15 protein-coding genes are annotated in these 21,909 nt (G+C 35.6%); 6 read left to right on the top strand and 9 right to left on the bottom strand.

Features of this window, described 5'->3' with window-relative positions:
• The first annotated feature begins 7 nt into the window (after window positions 1–7).
• The 4 genes from DFQ11_RS07490 to DFQ11_RS07505 all read left to right on the top strand — a co-directional run bounded on the left by DFQ11_RS07490 (window position 8) and on the right by DFQ11_RS07505 (window position 12,430).
• Window positions 8–8,653, top strand: a complete 8,646-nt coding sequence (locus DFQ11_RS07490; RefSeq protein ID WP_110475240.1) for a gliding motility-associated C-terminal domain-containing protein — start codon at window positions 8–10, stop codon at window positions 8,651–8,653.
• A 10-nt stretch (window positions 8,654–8,663) separates the two neighbouring features.
• A complete protein-coding gene (locus DFQ11_RS07495) occupies window positions 8,664–9,599 on the top strand; it encodes a PorP/SprF family type IX secretion system membrane protein (protein ID WP_110475241.1) in 936 nt (311 codons plus the stop codon).
• Between the two features lie 14 nt (window positions 9,600–9,613).
• Window positions 9,614–11,533 carry an OmpA family protein gene (locus tag DFQ11_RS07500; protein ID WP_110475242.1) on the top strand — a complete coding sequence of 640 codons (1,920 nt, stop codon included), beginning with the start codon at window positions 9,614–9,616 and terminating at the stop codon, window positions 11,531–11,533.
• Window positions 11,534–11,932: 399 nt separating this feature from the next.
• The gene (locus DFQ11_RS07505) at window positions 11,933–12,430 is read left to right on the top strand and encodes a CAP domain-containing protein (protein ID WP_110475243.1); all 498 of its coding nucleotides are present in this window, start codon (window positions 11,933–11,935) and stop codon (window positions 12,428–12,430) included.
• 89 nt (window positions 12,431–12,519) lie between these two features.
• On the opposite strand, the gene pdxH is transcribed toward DFQ11_RS07505, so the two are convergent.
• On the bottom strand, window positions 12,520–13,167 hold the full coding sequence (pdxH, locus tag DFQ11_RS07510) for a pyridoxamine 5'-phosphate oxidase (RefSeq protein ID WP_110475244.1): 648 nt from the start codon (window positions 13,165–13,167) through the stop codon (window positions 12,520–12,522).
• Window positions 13,168–13,249: 82 nt separating this feature from the next.
• On the opposite strand from pdxH, the gene DFQ11_RS07515 reads away from it, so the two are divergent.
• Window positions 13,250–13,681 (top strand): hypothetical protein, encoded by a 432-nt coding sequence (locus DFQ11_RS07515; RefSeq protein ID WP_110475245.1) that lies wholly within the window; start codon window positions 13,250–13,252, stop codon window positions 13,679–13,681.
• On the opposite strand, the gene DFQ11_RS07520 is transcribed toward DFQ11_RS07515, so the two are convergent.
• The 5 genes from DFQ11_RS07520 to rpsA all read right to left on the bottom strand — a co-directional run bounded on the left by DFQ11_RS07520 (window position 13,668) and on the right by rpsA (window position 18,693).
• Entirely contained in the window at window positions 13,668–14,576 is a 909-nt protein-coding gene (locus DFQ11_RS07520; RefSeq protein WP_110475246.1) for a ribonuclease Z, read from the bottom strand. The genes DFQ11_RS07515 and DFQ11_RS07520 overlap by 14 nt on opposite strands.
• Window positions 14,577–14,665: 89 nt before the next feature.
• Window positions 14,666–14,998 carry a ribonuclease Z gene (locus DFQ11_RS07525; RefSeq protein WP_110475247.1) on the bottom strand — a complete coding sequence of 111 codons (333 nt, stop codon included), beginning with the start codon at window positions 14,996–14,998 and terminating at the stop codon, window positions 14,666–14,668.
• Between the two features lie 3 nt (window positions 14,999–15,001).
• Window positions 15,002–15,931, bottom strand: coding sequence for an aspartate carbamoyltransferase catalytic subunit (locus tag DFQ11_RS07530; RefSeq protein WP_110475248.1), 930 nt, complete (start codon window positions 15,929–15,931; stop codon window positions 15,002–15,004).
• 103 nt (window positions 15,932–16,034) lie between these two features.
• Window positions 16,035–16,574 (bottom strand): bifunctional pyr operon transcriptional regulator/uracil phosphoribosyltransferase PyrR, encoded by a 540-nt coding sequence (gene pyrR, locus DFQ11_RS07535; RefSeq protein WP_110475249.1) that lies wholly within the window; start codon window positions 16,572–16,574, stop codon window positions 16,035–16,037.
• Window positions 16,575–16,857: 283 nt separating this feature from the next.
• Window positions 16,858–18,693 (bottom strand): 30S ribosomal protein S1, encoded by a 1,836-nt coding sequence (gene rpsA, locus DFQ11_RS07540; RefSeq protein WP_110475250.1) that lies wholly within the window; start codon window positions 18,691–18,693, stop codon window positions 16,858–16,860.
• Window positions 18,694–18,974: 281 nt separating this feature from the next.
• On the opposite strand from rpsA, the gene DFQ11_RS07545 reads away from it, so the two are divergent.
• A complete protein-coding gene (locus DFQ11_RS07545; protein ID WP_189342995.1) occupies window positions 18,975–19,352 on the top strand; it encodes a LysM peptidoglycan-binding domain-containing protein in 378 nt (125 codons plus the stop codon).
• Between the two features lie 69 nt (window positions 19,353–19,421).
• Here the strand turns inward: DFQ11_RS07545 and cmk are convergent, their stop codons facing one another.
• The 3 genes from cmk to DFQ11_RS15330 form a co-directional block, all read right to left on the bottom strand.
• Window positions 19,422–20,114: a (d)CMP kinase gene (gene cmk / locus DFQ11_RS07550; protein WP_110475252.1), complete on the bottom strand. Its 693-nt coding sequence runs from the start codon at window positions 20,112–20,114 to the stop codon at window positions 19,422–19,424.
• 175 nt (window positions 20,115–20,289) lie between these two features.
• Window positions 20,290–21,315 carry a type IX secretion system protein PorQ gene (gene porQ, locus DFQ11_RS07555; protein WP_110475253.1) on the bottom strand — a complete coding sequence of 342 codons (1,026 nt, stop codon included), beginning with the start codon at window positions 21,313–21,315 and terminating at the stop codon, window positions 20,290–20,292.
• A 73-nt stretch (window positions 21,316–21,388) separates the two neighbouring features.
• Window positions 21,389–21,907, bottom strand: coding sequence for a LysM peptidoglycan-binding domain-containing protein (locus tag DFQ11_RS15330; protein ID WP_158524988.1), 519 nt, complete (start codon window positions 21,905–21,907; stop codon window positions 21,389–21,391).
• Between the last annotated feature and the right edge of the window lie 2 nt (window positions 21,908–21,909).

Raw genomic sequence — 21,909 nt, forward strand, 5'->3', positions numbered from 1 at the left:
CGGGTTTATGAAAAAAATTACTCCACTCTTCCAGTTTCAAAACATAATATTAGGGCTTTCCCTAGTCTTGTGTATTTCTACTTTTGCACAGGTCAAACAGCCTTTTTCACCACGATTCAACAGTAATATAAAGGGTGACTTTACTATAATAGCAAATAATATGATTTCGCGAAGCGCCACAGGAAATTACAATGGCTCTTGGGGAAACCATGATTACTCAAATAACGTATATGTTGATATAGATGAGGACAACACTACATTCAATTCAAGTAGTGCTAATTTTTCTAATCCAGAGCCAGATGTCTCTTGTCTAACTATTAGAAAAGCATATCTATACTGGGCCGCAGCCGATAAAGAACCTAACTCCCTTAATCCAAATTCTGAAAATGAACCAGATTGGAACTTTAATGATGTAAAACTGATGCTTCCTGGAGAAACAACTTACTCCACTTTAACAGCCGATGAAGTTATATTTAGAGGAAGAGATACGCACTTTAGTAATGATCCTTATATCTGTATTAAGGATATTACTGATCAAGTAACTGCTATTACAAATCCTTATGGAAAATATCAAGTGGCCAATGTGGAGGCAAAGACTGGCCGATTAACTGATCATGACGGTTTAAACACTGGAACTTCAGGCGGATGGCAAATTGTTTTTGTCTATGAAAGCCCAACACTACCTTCTAAGAATGTGAGTGTTTTTGATGGGTACGCTCATGTCAGAAATGGTGTTTCTGGTGTAGATAAAGATTTTAATATAGAGTTCAGTGGGTTCCAAACCATTCCTTCCGGCCCTGTAAGTACTCGACTTGTTATAGGAGCATTAGAAGGAGATAGAGACTTAAGTGGTGATAGATTACAAATAAAAAACACTAATGGAAATTTTGTAAATATCAGCACCTCTCAAAGATCATCGTATAACTTTTTTAATAGTAAAATCACTATTGACGGTAATAATTTTACAGACAGATCTCCTGCGAGTACAAATACTTTAGGTTTCGATGCAGCAGTTTTTAACTTAAATAACATAAACAATTCCATTATAGGAAATAATCAAACTTCCGCAACAGTAAGATTAACTTCTAATCAAGAAACATATGGTCTGTATTTATTAGGTATGTCTGTAGATGTATGGGCACCTAATTTTGACCCAATTAATGTTGTCTCTAATACCATTTCCAATCCTGTTAATCCTGGTTCAAATATTGGGTTCACTTTTAGTTTACATAATACTGGAAATGATAGTGCTGTAAACCTAGAGTTCTCAACAACTTTGCCATCTCAATTGGAATACTTTCCTGGAAATTTACCGAATGGAGTAGTAGCCACATACGATAGTACTACTAGAAAACTTACTTTTTCTATTGATGACAACTTAGTAAGTGTTGGAAGCCCCCTTCTAAATGTGGATTTTAATTTGAAGGTTAAAGAAGAGTGTTACTTTCTAGAAGAAAATTGTGATCTAGTAATACCACTGCAGTTCGAAGCTACTTATAATGGTATTAATAACCCTTCCGCGCAAAGCACAATCAGTTCATCAGCATCAAGCGAATGTAGTATTGGAAATCAGAAGCCCACTGAAATTAGAGTTAAGCAACCGGATCAAGCCGTTTGGGTAACAGCAATAAATGAACTAGACAGATCAATTGATTGTAATGATCCTGATGCATTAGCAGCTGCTCAAAGTTTAGAACCAGTTGCAGATAAGTGCGACTTTGAATACAATAAAGTCTCAGGAGAATTCGTAGCTAATCCTAATTGTGCAAATACAGGAACGTATACTAATACCTGGACTTTTACGGATGCCTGTGGAAGAACAAGCGAGGAATACGTTCAAGTTATAACCATAGGAAACCCAAATGGCCCTGATTTTAACGAAACTCTACCAGATAATATAACTGTTCAGTGTGATGCCATTCCTGTGGCTCCAACTTTATCTGCTTCGGTTAATTGTGGTACGTCGACAGTTTCTTATAACGAAATAAAAACAAATGGTAATTGTGCAAATGAATTCCAATTAGAGCGTGTATGGACAGCAACAGACCAATGCAACAACACGAATGAGCACATACAAATTATCACCGTTATAGATAGTACCGATCCTGTTATTAATGTTCCAACTTCGAAAATTTTAAAATGTGGAGATAGTATAGAACCTGAAAACACAGGGACAGCAACAGCAACAGATTCTTGTGGAAATACAACGATTACTTATGTTGACACGACAGAAACTAATTGTGGAGATACAGAGACTATTACAAGAACATGGACTGCAACTGATGACTGTGGTAACTCTATCTCAAATACTCAAACTATATCTATTGTAGATGATATCACTCCTAATATTACTGTACCTAACGATGTTACTGTTCAATGTAATGAAAGCATCGATCCTCCAAACACGGGTACGGCAACAGCAACCGATACATGTAGTAGCGTTGTAATATCTTATGAAGATTCAGCACTAATAGAATGCGGTGTAACTGAATCAATTATTAGAACATGGACTGCCACTGATGCATGTGGTAATTCAACTACAGCAACTCAAACTATATTTGTAGCTGCGAATCCTCCTGTACTAACTATTCCTGCAGATACAACTTTAGAATGTGATGATAGTACTGACCCTTCAAATACTGGGGAGGCAAGTGCTACAGCTCAATGTGGAAATGCAACTATAACATATCAAGATTCCTTAGATTCGGCTTGTGGAAATACAGGTGTAATCACAAGAACTTGGGTGGTTACTGACGATTGTGGTAATACGGTTTCTGGAGATCAAATCATTACAATTGAAGATACTAAAGCACCTACTTTATCTATTCCTGATAATAAAACGATAGAATGTGGTGAAGAAATTGATCCAACTAATACCGGACTTGCTACAGCGACAGATACTTGTGGAGACGTAACAGTTACGTACCTAGATTCAACAACCGCTACCTGTGGTAATACTGAATCAATCATTAGAACTTGGACAGCAACTGACGCTTGTGGCAATACAGTTTCTGCAGAACAAGTCATTAGAATTGAAGATACTACACCGCCAATTTTAACTGCACCAGCTAATGAAACTGTAGAATGTGGAACGAGCATTGAACCTTCTGTAACTGGTGAAGCTACTGCAATGGATACTTGTGGTGATGTTACAATCACTTATACCGACTCCTCTGTTGAAGCTTGTGGTGATACTCAAGTCATCACTAGAACTTGGACTGCGACTGACGCTTGTGGAAACACAGCTTCTGCTGATCAAGTGATTACAGTGGAAGATACAACGCTTCCTAATTTAACAATTCCAACTAGTGTAACTGTTGAATGTGGTACGAGCATTGAACCTTCTGTAACTGGTGAAGCTACTGCAACGGATACTTGTGGTGATGTTACAGTTTCTTTTGAAGACTCTGTAGTTGAAACTTGTGGTAACACTCAAGTCATCACTAGAATTTGGACAGCAACTGACGCTTGTGGAAACACGGTTTCTAACGATCAAATCATTACGGTGGAAGATACAACACCTCCTGCTTTAATAGTGCCAGCTAATGCAACTGTAAAATGTGATGCTAGTTTTGATCCTTCTGCAACTGGTCAAGCTACTGCAACTGATACTTGTGGCGATGTTACAATTACTTATGAAGACTCTTCTGTAGAAGCTTGCGGTAACACCCAAGTTATTACTAGAACTTGGACAGCAACTGACGCCTGTGGAAACACAGCTTCTGCTGATCAAGTGATTACAGTGGATGATACAACTGATCCTATTATTGATACTACTAATGTAGAAAACATTGTTATACAATGCGGAATTACTCCTGATGGAACTCTTGAAGATTGGTTAGCTAATAACGCTGGCGCAACTGCAACAGATTCTTGTGGGAATGTTACCTGGTCTAATGACTTTGGAACCCAAACTGATTTAGATTGTGATAATGGTGCTATTACGGTAACATTTACTGCTACTGATGAATGTGGAAATAATGCTTCAATAACGGCAACTTATGCTATTGTTGATACTATTGCTCCTGAAATTTCTGTACCAGAAAATGCCACTATTGAATGTGGAGAATCTACTGACCCTGCTTCTACAGGAATGGCAACAGCGACAGATAACTGTGCAACACCTAACATCTCGTATACGGATAGTAATGTGGACTCTTGTGGAAACACACAAATTATTACGAGAACGTGGACCGCGACTGACGCCTGTGGAAACACAACTTCTGCGAATCAAATTATTACGATTGAAGACACAACACCTCCTACCTTAACAGTTCCTGCTAATGCAACGGTAGAATGTGGTGCGAGTACTGAGCCTTCTACAACTGGTGAAGCTACTGCAACAGATACTTGTGGTGATGTTACAATCACTTATAACGACGCTTCTGTTGAAGCTTGTGGTAACACTCAAGTTATTACCAGAACTTGGACAGCAACTGACGCTTGTGGAAACACGGTTTCTAACGATCAAATCATTACAGTTGGAGATACAACACCTCCTACTTTAACAGTTCCTGCTAATGCAACTGTAGAATGTGATGCTAGTTTTGATCCTGCTGCAACTGGTGAAGCTACTGCAACGGATACTTGTGGTGATGTTACAATCACTTATAACGACTCTTCTGTTGAAGCTTGTGGGAACACTCAAGTCATCACTAGAACTTGGACGGCGACTGACGCTTGTGGAAACACGGTTTCTAACGATCAAATCATTACAATAGAAGATACAACGCCTCCTACTTTAACAGTTCCTACTAATGTAATTGTAGAGTGTGGTGCGAGTACTGAGCCTTCTGCAACTGGTGAAGCTACTGCAACGGATACTTGTGGCGATGTTACAATTACTTTTGAAGACTCTTCTGTAGAAGCTTGCGGTAACACTCAAGTTATTACCAGAACTTGGACAGCAACTGACGCTTGTGGAAACACGGTTTCTAACGATCAAATCATTACAGTTGGAGATACAACGCCTCCTACTTTAACAGTTCCTGCTAATGCAACTGTAGAATGTGGTGCGAGCATTGATCCTTCAGCAACTGGTGAAGCTACTGCAACGGATACTTGTGGTGATGTTACAATCACTTATGCAGACGCTTCTGTTGAAGCTTGCGGTAATACTCAAATTATTACGAGAACATGGACCGTAACTGATGCTTGTGGTAATTCAGTTTCTGATAATCAAACCATAACAATTCAAGACACTACGGCACCAATTTTAAATGTGCCAGCAGACATTACCATTGAATGTAATGATGACGAATCTAGTGCAAACACAGGTATCGCTACCGCTAACGATGGTTGCGGTGAAGTTGTGATTAGTCAATCTGATTCGATAATTCCTGGTAATTGCGGATATACCAAAACTATTTTGAGAACATGGACTGCAACAGATGAATGTGGAAACGTTACTAGCGCAGAACAAATAATCACTGTAGAAGACACCACACCTCCAATACTAACCTTACCAAACGATCTATATTTAGAGTGTTCAGAAGACACATCAAGTGCTAATACTGGCTTGGCTAAAGGTGAGGATACTTGCGGTGGAGTAACAATATCTGAACATGATGACATAAGAGAATCTTGTGGAAATGCTATGACAATTTTTAGAACATGGACAGTAACAGATAATTGTGGGAATTCTGTAAGTGGCACCCAAACTATAACCGTTTACGACAAGACAGCTCCTATATTATCAGTACCTGAAAATATTACTATCGAATGTAATGATAGTACAGATCCAATGAATACTGGTAACGCAACGGCAACTGACAGTTGTGGTGCTGTTTCAATCTCATTTGAAGATTCAGCTGTTAGTACTTGTGGTAATACCGAAATTATTACTAGAACATGGACGGCTACAGATGAATGTGGTAATACCACTTCTGCAGACCAAATTATAACTATACAAGATACAGTCGCTCCTATAATCAATGACTCAGCTGTAGAAAACATAACAATTGAATGTGGAGTAACACCAGATGGTACTCTTGAAAATTGGTTAAATAGCAACGCTGGAGCTACAGCACATGACACATGTGGTACTGTTTCTTGGACAAATGATTTTGGAGCTCAAACTGATCTCAATTGCGAAAACGGAGCAATCACCGTTACATTTACCGCAACTGATGAATGTGGAAATACAGCTTCAACAACAGCATCATATTCTATAATTGACACAGTTGCTCCAATAGTAACTGTACCTGCTGATATTACTATCGAGTGTAACGAATCAACAGATCCTTCCAATACAGGAATGGCTCAAGCTACGGATGATTGTGCAACGCCAAATATCACCTATACTGATACAGAGACTTCGTCGTGTGGTAACGCAAAAACAATTATTAGAACTTGGACAGCTATAGACGCCTGTGGAAATTCAGCTACTGCTGATCAAACCATTATAGTTCAAGATACAACACCACCAACTTTAATGGTTCCAAATGATGTATCTATTGAATGTGGTGCTAGTATTGAACCTTCTGAAACTGGACAAGCAACAGCGATTGACACATGTGGTGATGTAACAATTACTTTTGAAGATTCATCAATTACCACTTGTGGAAATGCCGAGTCAATCACAAGAACATGGACCGCTACTGATGCCTGTGGAAATTCAGTTTCTGCAGATCAAATTATCACTGCTGAAGATACCACTGCTCCTGTTCTTACAGTTCCTAATGCACAAACTGTAGAATGTGGTTCAAGTATTGACCCTATAGAAACAGGTATAGCTACCGCTACAGATACTTGTGGTGATGTCACAATTACTTTCGAGGATTCAACGGTTACTGAGTGTGGAAATACAGAAACTATTACAAGAACTTGGACGGCAACCGATACTTGTGGGAATACTGTTTCTGCAAACCAGACTATCACAATTCAAGATACAACACCTCCTACTCTAACAGTGCCTAACTCACAAACTGTTGAATGTGGAGAGAGTATTGAGCCTTCTTTTACAGGTAACGCAACAGCAATTGATACGTGTGGTGATGTTACTATTACTTTTGAGGATTCAACGGTTACCGAGTGTGGAAATACAGAGATCATTACAAGGATTTGGACAGCAACGGATACATGTGGAAATACAGTTTCTGCAAACCAAACTATAACGGTTGCAGATACCACTCCTCCTTCTTTAACAATACCAAATGAAATTATTGTTGAATGTGGAGAAAGCACTGAACCATCTGAAACTGGAGTTGCAACAGCGTTTGATACTTGTGGTGATACTTCAATTACTTATGAAGATGCAACAGTGAGCGCTTGTGGAAATACTGAAACCATCACAAGAACATGGACAGCTGTTGACGCTTGCGGCAATACAGTAACCGCAAATCAAATCATCACAGTAATAGATACAACTCCTCCAACATTCTCAGTTCCTTCGGATATTACTATAGAATGCGGAGAGGATCCAAGCGACTTAAGTATTACTGGAAACGTAACAGACGAAGCTGATAACTGTTCTACGGAATTAGAAGCTGTATTTACCGATAGTATAATGGAAGGAACTTGTCCTGGGACATCAGTAATTACACGTACATGGTCTTTAACAGATGATTGTGACAATACAACTTCTTTTGTTCAAACTATTACAATTGAAGACACCACTGCACCATCTTTTAATGAAAATTTACCTGTGGACATTAATGTAGAATGTAATGATGTTCCTTCTGCTGAAGTTTTAACAGCAACTGATAACTGTAGTACTTCAGAAGTAGTTTTTGATGAGGAAATCATTAATGGAAGCTGCAATGGAGACTATATTATCCAACGCACCTGGACGGCGACTGATGAATGTGGTAATAATTCGGTGCACACACAACTAATTACAGTTGAAGACAATACGGCACCAACCATCTTAACACCTTTAGAAGCAGAAATCACCGTTTTATGTGACGATATTCCTGAGGTACCAAACTTAGTTTTTGAGGATTCATGTTCAGATAATATAGATGTTATATATAATGAAGAGTCTACTCAGACCACTGGATTTGAAGACTACAGTTTAATTAGAACCTGGACTGTTACAGATGACTGTGGTAATCAGGCCGTATTCACACAGACAATATTTGTTACAATGGCTAATGTAATTACGCCAACTAACGCAAACCGATGTGTATTAGATCCTGAGCTTGATTTATTTGAATTGTTGTCAGGTGATTATGATATGAATGGTACTTGGACTGTGACTTCAGGTGAAGTTTCACTTGACGGTAGCTTATTCAATCCTGCTACTGCTGAGGTTGGTGTTTACACATTCATGTATAATATTACGGAAGGAGCTTGTCCAACACAAGTCGAGGTAACTTTAACCTTAGATGATGATTGTGTCGTGTTAGCTTGTGGTGAGGATGATGTTGTAATTTCTAAAACCGTAACAGCTAATGGTGACGGATTCAATGACACTTTTGAGATCACTGGAATTGAAGATTGTGGTTTTGTTATCGAACTTCAAATCTTCAACCGCTGGGGTGCTGAGATTTATAAATCTAACAATTATAAGAATGATTGGAATGGAGAAGCTCACCGTTCTTCTGTAGGAAGTTCTGGAAAAGTCCCAACCGGTACTTATTATTATATTATTAATTTAAGAAATAGTGGTTTAGCACCAATCGCTGGTCCTATCTACGTAGCAACAAATTAAAACTTGACCTATGAAGTTATCAAAATTTATAACTATTGCTATACTCTTTATGAGTGTTTCTACTGCTTTCGCACAGCAGTTACCACAATTCACGCAATACATGTTTAACACCATTTCTATTAATCCTGCATACGCCGGAAGTAGAGAAACATTAAGTATTGTAGGTTTACATCGAAGCCAATGGGTTGGATTAGAAGGTGGACCAGAAACGCAAACATTGTCTGTCCATACACCATTAAGAAATGAAAATATGGGCTTAGGAATTTCATTTATTAATGACAAATTAGGGTATGAAAATTTCTCATATCTCTATGCTGATTATTCTTATACCATTAAGGTAGATGAAACCACAAAACTAGCTTTCGGTTTAAAAGGAGGGTTTACACATTACACTTTAGATGAAGACTTATTAAATGATCCGTCTGTAGTAAATGACCCATTTTTTAACGATGTTTCAAATCGTTGGAGCCCAAATGTTGGTGCAGGACTTTATTTACATTCTAATCGTTGGTATGTTGGACTTTCAACACCAAGAATATTAAATACAGATTATAATAAAGGTCGCAATGGTAGTGTAGACTATGTTGCTTTAGAAAGAATTAGTTACTATGTAACCGGTGGGTATGTATTCGATTTGAGTGAAACAACAAAATTAAAACCATCAGTATTACTTAAGGCAACAAACGGTGCTCCTTTATCATTTGATGCATCTGCTAATTTTCTATTCAATGAAAAATTTTGGATTGGAGGAGCGTATAGAGTTAATCAACATGCAGCCGCAATTGGTGGTATTGCCGACTTCCAAGTATCTAAGCAACTCAGAGTTGGTTATGCCTACGAATATCCGCTATCGGATATAAGACCTTACACCAGTGGTACTCATGAAGTATTACTCATGTTTGAAGTTTTTAAAAGTAAACGAATTAAATCGCCAAGATATTTCTAAAACAGCAGCGCATTATGAAAATCAAATTTATAACATTCATATTATTATTAAGCAGTTCGTTGTCTTATTCACAAACGAAATTGGCTGACAAATTTTTCGAAAATTACGGCTATGTAAAAGCAATAGAATTATATGAGAAAGCCGTAGAAAATGGTGATAAAAGTGCACATGTCCTTACTCGATTAGGTGACGCATATTATAATAATTCGATATCTGACAAAGCTGTTTATTGGTACGGTGAAGCTTTAAAAGAACATAAGAACATTGAGGCAGAATATATCTATAAATATATTCAATCTTTGAGAAGTATTGGTAACTATGAAGAAGCTGATAAATGGTTTAAAGAATTAAGTGATGCTCAAAAAGGTGATAGCAGACTCAAGGGGTACAACCCTGATGAAGTGGACCTATTAGAAAAGTTCACATCAAAGAACGACGGTATCGTTGTGACACTTGAGAATGTACCATTTAATACAGAGAATTCAGATTTTGGAGGTTATGTTAGTAATAATATCCTTTACTATGCTTCCGCGAAAGCCGACGATAAAAAATTATATAGTTGGAATAAAGAACCTTTTTTAGATCTATTCCAAGTTGAAATTATTGAAGAAGGTCCTAAAATGTCTTTTGGCTCTCCAACAGAACTTGCAAGCTATAAAGTGAATACTGATTATCATGAAGCCTCTGTTGCCATTACTAACGACGGTAAGACTTTATACTTTACAAGAGATAACGTGAATAAACGTAATAGATTGAATTATGATAAAGAAGGTACAACACACCTTAAAATTTATAAAGCGATCTTAATTGATGGCCAGTGGACTGAAGCTACCGAATTACCATTTAACGATGATAAATTTTCTACGGGACATCCAGCCTTAAGTCCAGATAATACTACACTTTATTTTGTATCTGATCGTGAAGGTGGTATTGGACAAACGGACATCTATTCTGTTTCCATAAATGAAGATGGCACTTATGGCACACCTGAAAATCTCGGGCCAGAAATTAACACAGAAGGGCGTGAAATGTTTCCATTTGTAAGTAAGGATAATACCCTATACTTCTCGTCAGACGGCCATTTAAACCTAGGCTTACTTGATATTTTTAAGTCAGACATTTTAAAGTATGATGTTCCAGGTGCCGTTGAAAACTTAGGAACACCATTTAACAGTGGATATGATGATTTTGCTTTTTACATTGATAATGTAACTGGTATTGGCTACTTCTCTTCTAATAGACCAGGTGGTAAAGGTGGCGATGATATCTATGCTTTCAATATGAATGAATGTAGTCAAAAACTTAATGGTACAGCTAGAGAATTTAAAACAAACAACATACTAGCAGATGTGAAAGTTCAACTAATTGATGTAACAGGGAAAGTCATTGAGGAAGTTGTCACTTTAGAAGATGGCTCATACACCTTTGATGTTGATTGTAACAAAACTTATACTATTGTTGGCACTAAACCTGATTATAAAGAGGATCAAAAATCTATTAAAACAACGGATGAAAATGAAAAAGCACATGTTGTTGATCTCCTTTTAACACCTTTAATTAAGGATAATCAAATTGTAATCAATCCAATATTCTTTGATTTCGATAAATGGAATATTAGAACTGATGCCCAATATGAATTAGAAAATATTGTTGATGTGATGCGAAAACACCCTGATATGGTCATAAAAATTGAATCTCATACAGATAGTAGAGGTCGTGATAAATACAATTTAAAACTGTCCGATAGACGTGCGAAGTCTACCAGGGATTACATCTTATCCCGAGGAATTCATCCAAGTAGAATTGAAAGTGCCTTAGGTTTTGGTGAAACACAACTCTTAAATAAATGCTCTAATGGCGTAAAATGCTCAGAAGAGGAACATCAACTTAATAGACGTTCGTACTTCTATATATTAGATCAAACAGAAAAATAGTTACCCTAACAACTTAAATAATAGAAAAAGCAAGCTCAAATTGAGCTTGCTTTTTTTTTGGCTGTCTTATAAACTTTAGCTTCAGCTAATGTTATTTTCTTAGTCTTAATCTTAGTGCCATTGTTCTAAAATTCGAATACTAATATTTCCGATAATATATTGTTCATTATAACAATTTACCGACCTAATAAATACTCAAAACACCACAACTTAATCTTCGACCAAATGTAATATTTTGACGCTGAACTTCAATAATTTTTCAAAATTCAGTGCATTTCATCGATTATTTGCGGTAATTACCGACAAACTACATGTTGTTTGTCGATTTTAACATTTTATTAACATTCTGAGCCAATCGTACAGTTAATTTAGTAGTCCCAAACCTTATTAACCTACATTATGAGAATACCAAAGTCCCTCTTCTTAATGGCTTTTGTTGCCGTTTTTAGTTTTACGTCCTGTACTAAGGATAATATTGAAGAAGTAGATACAAGTTCAATTGATCTGCTTGAAACACCTCCAGCCAAACAAATTGAAATTGAAATTATGGAGTTGATCAACGAATACAGAATTAACAAAGGTTTAAATCCATTATTAAATCATGACACTGTAAAAGCGGTCTCTCATTCCCATACTGAATATATGATTGAAACTAATAGTGTTTCTCATGATAATTTCTTTATAAGAAAACAAACGTTGCAAGCTAATACTAGTGCTAGCATTGTATCTGAAAATGTAGCTTATGGTTTTAACTCAGCAGAATCCGTAGTCAATGCCTGGCTAGCGAGTCCTAGTCATAAAGACAATATTGAAGGTGATTACTCCGATTTTGAAATTTCAGCGGAGCAAAACACCAATGGTAAATGGTTTTTTACAAATATGTTTATCAAGCGTTAAAAATACGTGTGAAATTCTGATTTTATAGCATTCAATTTCTAACCATTTTAAGTGTAATTCATTTATATATATAAGGTCAACACTCTAAATTAAGGAGCTAATCGTTCAATTCTCCAGTTATAATCTTCTTGTAACTGATATCTCACTCTATCATGAAGTCGATTTGGTCTGCCTTGCCAGAACTCCATCTCTACAGGCTTTACTATGTATCCTCCCCAATAATCTGGGCGTTCTATTTCCCGACCTTCAAACTCAGTTTCTAAAGCCTTTAATTTAGCCTCTAACTCCTCTCTATCCTTAATCACTTCACTTTGATTAGATACAATTGCACCTAACTGACTCCCTCGAGGTCGAGACTCAAAATAACCATCGCTTAAATTCTTTGCAATTTTTTCGGCCTTACCCTTAATAATTATTTGTCGCTCTGCAGAATGCCAAAAAAAAGACAGGCAAATATTTGGATTAGCTTCAATTGCTCTACCCTTTTCACTTTTATAATTGGTGTAAAAAATGAATCCTTCATCCGTATACTTTTTTAAAAGTACCACCCTACTTCTAGGATAACCGTCTACTCCAATTGTTGAAACAGTCATAGCATTAGTTTCTTCTATATTGAAATGCGTATCCACTTCCACAAACCAATTTCTAAACAACTCCATCGGATTATCTGGTACGTTACTTAAAAGCAACTCCCCTTTTTCATATGATTTCCTATAATCACTTAGGTCTGAATTCATTAGCTATAATTTAAAATTTTTAATGTAAAATTATTTTTTCAATTGTTTTAATACTCATAAATTTAAGCAATAATAAACTTAAATGAAATTTGAAGACAGTAAATATTCCGAAGAAATTCCTTACGTAAAAAAGGAATTTCCATTTGGAAATTTATACATAACAAAACAATTTATCCTATCGGAATTAAATGAAGGTGTGCATGTTGACCATCATATTGCGAGCGAACTAGTATCCCTATATTTAAAGAATTTACCTTCGGGAAGAAAGGTAGGCTATATTGCTAATCGACTTAATTCTTATTCTTTTGACCCTCAACTATGGGTAGAGTTTAACGACGAATATGATTTTCTAGTAGCCTGTGCCATTGTTTCTTATTCAAATTTCAGCTATCTCAGTGCTTCATTAGAAAAACAATTTTTTAGCAAAAGCTTAAAGCGTTGCAGAAGCTTAGAGGAAGCCATTGAGTGGATGCTCAATTTAAAAGAATTCAAAAAAGAGTTTAGTCAAAACTAAATTCTTTACCATCTTTTGCCAATAGTACATTATCAAAAACAGTTTTAGCCTCCTGCTTAAATTGGTCATAACCGTTATACCTTGTTGAATAATGGCCCAATATTAACGTGCCTACATTGGCTTTTTTGGCAATTGTAGCAGCTTGTCGTGCGGTACTGTGTTTGGTTGGGATACAAAGTGCTTCATTTTTATCTAAGAAAGTAGACTCGTGATACAATACTGTACTATTTTTAATTATAGGTACAATGGCTTCATTATAAACTGTATCGCTACAAAAGGCATAGCTTTTAGCTGGTATGGCATCCTTAGTTACTTTTTCATTACTAATTAAAACACCATCTTCATTTTCAACATCGAAGCCTTGTTTTAGTTTTCGAAAATATGCTTTATTAATATTAGCTTCGGTAATCGCGTTGATATCTAATTTACGTTCATTTTCCTTTTCTTTAAATAAAAACCCATTGGTATAAATACGGTGCTTTAATGGAATTGTATATACTTCCACTTTATCATCTTCAAAAATCAGTTCTGACTCTTTAGATGACAACTCATGAAAAATTAGGGGATAATTGGTCCAACTATCTGATAATTTCAATTGAAGAGTAATAACCTCTTTCAAACCTTTGGGTCCGTAAATATGAAGTTCTGTTTCTCGTGTTAAAAGCCTAAAGGTACTGACTAGTCCCACCAGACCAAAGTAATGGTCACCGTGAAGATGAGAGATAAAAATATGCTTAATTCTAGCAAACTTTATCTTATTTCGTCTCAACTCCACCTGTGTTCCCTCACCACAATCTATTAAAAACATGTGATTTTTTATCTCTAAGACTTGTGATGTAGGATTGGTATTGGTACGGGGTGTTGCACTATGGCAACCTAATATGGTGAGTTTCATTATAACTTATCTTTAAAGCATGACGTCGCTCGTTGTGTTATTAAAGATGAATCTTCAATTAAACAACCAGCGACAATCAGCTTAAGATTTTAAATTCCTAAGTCGCGCTCAATATCTTCCATTTCAATGATATCCAAAGCTTCTTGCATTGTTGGGACCACAACAATTTCAACTGGCACTTTGTCTAAATCTACTTTTTCAGACACTAAGACGAAACTCTTTTTTTCAGCGCGATGATTATTGCTTAATAACAAAAATTCCACAACATCTTCTAATGCAATTTTACCTAAACTAGATAACTTCACGACAAGATGATTGTTTTTAAACTTATCATACGATTTTTCAATATCCTTAACAAAATCTTTGATTGAAGGATGCTCTTGTGTAATTACAGTAATATTACCGTCTCTATCTATAATCATAATCTATTGTTTTATTTTAGAAGCTAAAAGATAAATCACTGCCATCCTAACTGCAACTCCATTTTCTACTTGATTTAGAATAATGGCTTGTTTAGAATCGGCAACGTCGCTTGTAATTTCCACTCCCCTATTAATTGGTCCAGGGTGCATAATTACAATCTCTTTGTCTAAGCTATCCAAAAGTTCTTTATTAACTCCAAATTGTTGTGTATATTCTCTTGTTGAAGGAAAATAACTGATATCCATACGTTCATTTTGAACTCGAAGCATATTAGCAACATCACACCATTCTAAAGCCTTTTTTAGATTGGTTTCTACTTTAACTCCTAATTCTTTGATGTATTTAGGCAGTAATGTTTTTGGACCGCACACCATTACATTAGCACCTTGTAATTGTAAGGCATAAATATTTGAAAGTGCGACTCTACTATGTAGAATATCTCCAACAATTACTACATTTTTTCCTTCTACACTACCCAGTTTTTCTCGTATGGAATACGAATCCAATAACGCCTGTGTCGGATGCTCGTGGGCACCATCTCCTGCATTTATAATACTTGCGTTAACATGTTTAGATAAAAACACGCCAGCTCCTGGATTCGGGTGGCGCATAACTACCATATCCACTTTCATGGATAAAATATTATTTACAGTATCTATTAAGGTTTCTCCTTTTTTAACCGAAGACTGAGATGCTGAAAAATTAATAACATCTGCAGAAAGTCGTTTTTCGGCTAACTCAAAAGATAATTTAGTTCGAGTAGAATTTTCAAAAAACAGATTCGCAATGGTAATATCACGTAGTGAAGGCACTTTTTTAATAGGTCTATTAATAACCTCTTTAAACTGGTCTGCAGTTTCAAAAATAAGATCGATATCTTCCTTACTGAGATATTTAATTCCTAATAAGTGATTGACACTTAATTCGCTCATTCTTTTTCGCTTTTAGCTATTAGCTCGTGGCTTTTAGCGATTCACTTTATTTCTATTATAATTTCAACTATATATTCGAATTATATAGTATACCGAATACGTGCTATTTATCTACCAAATAAACAGAGTCTTCGCCATCATTCTCTATCCAATTCACCTTCACCTTCTGTTTATCTATAGCATCTACTTGTCGACCTCTATAATTAGGTTGAATTGGTAAATGTCTACTAAATCGTCGGTCAATTAATGTTAGTAATTCAACATTCTTGGGTCTTCCGAAAGATTGAATAGCTGTTAAAGCAGACCTTATGCTTCGTCCTGTATATAAAACATCATCAATGAAGACTACGTTCTTATCTTCAACGATAAAATCTATAGTTGTTTTATTAGCTTCTAAAGGTTTTTCACCTCGTCTAAAATCATCTCTAAAAAAGGTGATATCTAAATGCCCTAATTGAATATTATTAATACCATAATCTTCCCTTAACATTTGTGCTAAGCGATCGGCTAAAAATACGCCTCTTGGTTGAATACCAATAAGCACTGTTTCTGAAAAATCATCGTGGTTTTCAATGAGTTGACAAGCCAATCTGTGTAGGGTAATATTGACTTCTTTAGAGTTAAGTAGTACTTTGTGACTCATAGTGTTTCCAAACCTGGTTGGTTTACAAAGTTAGGATAAAATTATTTGATTGCAATGTATATTTTAAATTGTTAAGATAATGTATTTTTAAGCACTGAGAATCACGGAAAGAGGAGTCAAACTTTTAGAAATTGATATAATTTTAATAAGTAAAATGCAGGCATCGGTATGCCTAATTCAATCTCAAAACTCTCAAAATTAGAACGCATAAAAAAAGCCTCCCGAAAATCGAGAGGCTTTTTATATAGATTAATGAAGTTCCTACTTTCGCAGGAGTTAGGAATTAATTTTTCCCGTCCATTTTATCTTTAAGAGCTTGTAAAGCATCATTTGCATCACCTAAAGTTGGTTTAGCTTCTGCCGCTTGAGCTTCCTGTTTTCTAACAGCTTGCTTAACGATTTTCGCTTCTTCTTCTCTAAATACTGCTGTATGAGATGCTACAACACGTTTGAATTCTTTATTAAATTCAATGATTTTGAATTCTGCTTCTTCACCTTTAGCAAGTTTAGAACCATCTTCTTTCTCTAAATGACGTGCTGGTACAAAGGCAACGATATCTTCGTTAAACTCAATAGTTGCTCCTTTATCTACCATCTCTGTAATAGCTGCTTTATGAACTGTATCTAAAGCGAACTCAGTTTCGTACTTATCCCAAGGGTTTTCAGTAGTTTGTTTATGACCTAAAGATAATTTACGTCCTTCTACGTCTAACTCTAATACAACTACGTCTAAAGTATCACCTACGTTACAGAATTCAGATGGATGCTTGATTTTCTTAGTCCAAGATAAATCAGAGATATAAATTAATCCGTCGATACCTTCTTCTAATTCAACAAATACACCAAAGTTTGTAAAGTTACGTACAATACCTGAATGCTTAGAACCTACAGGATATTTAGATGTAATATCAGTCCATGGATCTGGCGTTAATTGCTTAATACCAAGAGACATTTTTCTGTCTTCTCTATCTAAAGTTAAGATAACCGCATCGATTTCATCACCTACAGATACGAAATCTTGAGCTGAGCGTAAGTGTGTAGACCATGACATTTCACTAACGTGAACTAATCCTTCAACACCTTCTTCTACTTCAACAAAAGCACCGTAATCAGCGATTACAACAACTTTACCTTTTACTTTATCTCCAACTTTTACGTTCTCACCTAAAGCTTCCCAAGGGTGCTTAGATAATTGCTTAAGACCTAATTGGATTCTTGATTTGTTTTCATCAAAATCAAGGATTACCACATTTAATTTTTGATCTAACTCAACAATCTCATTTGGATGGTTGATACGAGACCAAGATAAATCTGTAATATGAACTAAACCATCTACACCACCTAAATCGATGAACACACCATAAGAAGTAATGTTTTTCACAATACCTTCTAATACTTGTCCTTTTTCTAATTGGCCAATGATTTCTTTCTTTTGTTCTTCAATATCAGCTTCAATTAACGCTTTATGAGAAACCACTATGTTTTTGAATTCGTGATTGATTTTCACCACTTTAAATTCCATAGTTTTGTTTACATATTGATCGTAATCTCTAATAGGCTTCACATCGATTTGAGAACCTGGTAAGAATGCTTCAATACCAAATACGTCAACGATCATACCACCTTTAGTTCTGCATTTTACAAAACCATTTACGATTTCACCAGTATCATGTGCATTATTCACACGATCCCAAGCTTTAATAACACGTGCCTTTCTATGTGATAATACTAATTGACCAGTTGCGTCTTCACGAACATCAATTAATACTTCAACTTTGTCACCAACTTTAAGATCTGGGTTGTAACGGAACTCATTAAGAGAGATTACACCTTCAGACTTAGCGTTAATGTCAATAATAGCATCACGATCTGTGATAGTGATAACAGTACCTTCTACAACTTCGTCATCTAAAGTATCAACGAAATTTTCAGATACTAATTTTTCAAATTCTTCTAATTTTTTGTCCGCTACTTGCTCAATTCCTTCTTCGTAATTGTGCCAATCGAACTCTTTTAAGAATTTTTCTGGGTTTGCTTGAGCCTCAGAAATAACTGGAGCATCAACTTGTTTTGCTTCAGTTGCCTCAACCTCAGCTTGTTTTGTTTGTTTATCAGACATGTGCTGAATAATAATTTGTATTCTACAGACTTGATTAGAAAATATTGCAGTACCAGCTATAGAAGCGTTTGTTTATTTATTATTTCCTTTTAATTTTCCTTAACCGCTAAAAGGTGTGCAAAAGTACAACATATTTATAGTTTTACCAAAAACTTTAAAAAAATAAGGTATTGACACTCATTCCTTTAATATGCATTAAGATTCTGCTCGATAGAGCTATTGAAATGGCACATATTTTGGTATCTTTACATTATTCATTAACAAATTAAAAATTTAAAATTATGGTTAGAGCTAAATATCAAGATGTTTTAGACTTAGGTGAGAAATTAAACATAAAAGAAGGTAAAGTAGAAGAAGAAAACGGAAAACTTAAAGTTTGGGGAACTGCATCTACGCAATACGAAAAAAACTTACTTTGGGATGAAATCAAAAGAATCGGTGGCGAAAACCCAACTGATATTATGGCTGACATTAAAGTTGAAGACGAATCAGTTTATGCAAGACATACCGTTGCTTCTGGTGAAACCTTAGGTAAAATTGCTAAACAATATTACGGTGAACCTGGAAAATACCAAAAAATATTTCAAGCCAATACTGATATATTAAAGAACCCAGATTTAATCCATCCAGGTCAGGAGTTGATTATTCCTAACTTATAATTGAGATTATAAAGACATACAGAAAAAGCGACCAATGGTCGCTTTTTTAGTTTTAAATAATTTAGAACTTTATGCTTTAGCAATTAATTCCTCTGCCATATCCACTATAGTTTCTAACTGTTCTTCGATAGTGAGATGAGAATTATCAATTTCAACAGCATCATCGGCCTTAATTAACGGTGAATCTTCCCTTGTGGAGTCTATATGATCCCTCGTTGTCACATTCTCTAATACATCGTCGTAGCTTAACTCGTGACCTCTATCTAATAATTCTTTATAACGACGTTTAGCTCGTGTTTCTGCAGATGCGGTCATAAATATTTTTAATTCGGCTTCGGGAAATACTACAGTTCCAATATCTCTTCCATCCATCACTATGCCTTTATCTTTACCCATGAGCTGCTGTTGCTCTACCAATTTACGTCGCACTTCAGACAAAGTGGCTACAGGACTCACATATTTCGAAACTTTAAGTGTTCTAATATCTGATTCAATATTCTTCCCATTTAGATACACTTCAGCAAAACCTAAGTCCTCATTCAACTTAAAAGTAATTGTAATCTCTTTTAATCTGCCAACTAGTTCTTCCTCCTTAAAAAACCCTTCTCCTATATATTCGTTTTCTAAAGCAAAATATGTAACTGCTCTATACATGGCTCCAGTATCTACATATATATAGTTGAGTTTTTTTGCTAATAATTTAGCAACTGTGCTTTTTCCTGTGGAAGAAAATCCGTCTATAGCAATGACAATTTTTTTCATATGAATGTCCCGTTAAATCGGGGATCTTTTTAATTTATTAATTGTAAGTTCAATTAAAAGAATACACTTTTATGCATCACTTTTAACTCTTAAATGGGCGACTTTACTATTGAATCTACCTTACTAAAATAAAGATAATTTTATGTTGAGCATTAAGATACTTTCTGACGCCCCATTATCTACCATCCAAATCAATTTGCAGTCCAAAAAAACTAGTGTTCGAAGCACTGGTATATCTTGCATGCGTATAACTAAATCGTAATTTATTCAATTTAATTCCTACACCCACTGAGAGTCCTGAAAAATTTCGTTGATCAACAATTCGCAATTCTTCCGCTCGTCTAAAATTATAACCTAAACGGACATTAAAACCTCTACCTGGAAATAATTCTGCTCCTAATATGAGATGGCGTAAACCTTTGTTAAAGAAACTGACTTTTTCTTGTGTTTGATTTCCTTCTAAATCTGTGGTTGCTCTTGCAGGATTAGAAACTCCAATAGGCCATTTCTGTAAATTCTCTAAAGTTAAATGCCAACGAATTGGCACATTTTCTAGAGTTTGAGACATCCCAAAATTGACCTCCAAGGGTAAAGGTTCATGTTGCCCTGCGTAGGTAGAAAATTGTGTTCCAACGTTTCTAACCGTTAGGGCAGCATGAAAATCTAAATCCATATTAATGTACATTACTCCAAAATCTAGAGCTCCACCAAAAGAATTATACTGTTCCAATGCAGACGTTATCAACTTAGCATTTACACCTACATAAAAATCGGTCCCTGCGATATAATAATTATAACCCGCTGAAATTGCTGTTTCATTACCATTAAAGGCCCCTGTGGAATTCCCATCTAAATCATAGCCATCGAAAGAACCGTAATTAACGTAGGTAACCCCAAAATGAAAGGTTTGAATATGCCTGTCCCAAGTATAAGCATAGGCTGCAGTTCCATAACTAACCCCACCTAAATAGCTAGAGTAATTAACGGCTAACTGATTATGCATATCATGATTGATGGAAGCTGGATTATATAGAGCTTCCGTAACGTCGTAATCGAAATTAGTAATAATCTTTCCGCCCAAAGCAGCTTGTCTTGGCGATGACACTAAATTCAAGAATTGATAGGTTGCTTCCCCACCTAATTGCGCGAACGCCGGAATTGCTATTAATAGGAAATAAAAGGTGGAAATCCGCTTAATCATAGATTTTGCAAAATAACTAAATCTATCTTAAAACGATGATATGATTTTTTTATTTTTTAAGTGAAGTTGTTTTCTATTTCAATCTAAGTTCTTGACCTATTTTAATGGTATTACTAGTTAATCCATTTAAGCGTTTGAGTTCTTCGACTGTTAAATCATTATTTAATGCAATGCGATACAAGGTATCTCCTTTTCTAACCGTCCAAATTAGTTTATCAATCTCTGCTGAATCGGTATCAAAATTTCTAATTCTTAACTTTTGACCTGTTTGAATTAAAGTAGTTTCGAGTTTGTTGGCCTTTTGCAATGCAGCTAAAGTTGTTTCGTATTTTATTGAAATCTGAAAGAGATTTTCTCCCTCTTTAACTATGTGAAAATCAGACTCAAATTCAACTTCAGCTTCTGATGGCGATTTTACAGCAACTATATCTTTTTCGATGGCCGACTTCGTCGGCTCTACTTTATCCTCATCTTTTTTATCTACTTCTACAATTGTAACTTCTCCTGTAGAAATATTTAACTTAGCAGGCTTCCCGTCTAACACCACATCTTTAAACTCTGTTTGTTCTTGAGCATATAATACTATGCTCAAGA

This window comes from Winogradskyella epiphytica, from assembly GCF_003217215.1.
GTDB classification, from domain to species: Bacteria; Bacteroidota; Bacteroidia; order Flavobacteriales; family Flavobacteriaceae; genus Winogradskyella; species Winogradskyella epiphytica.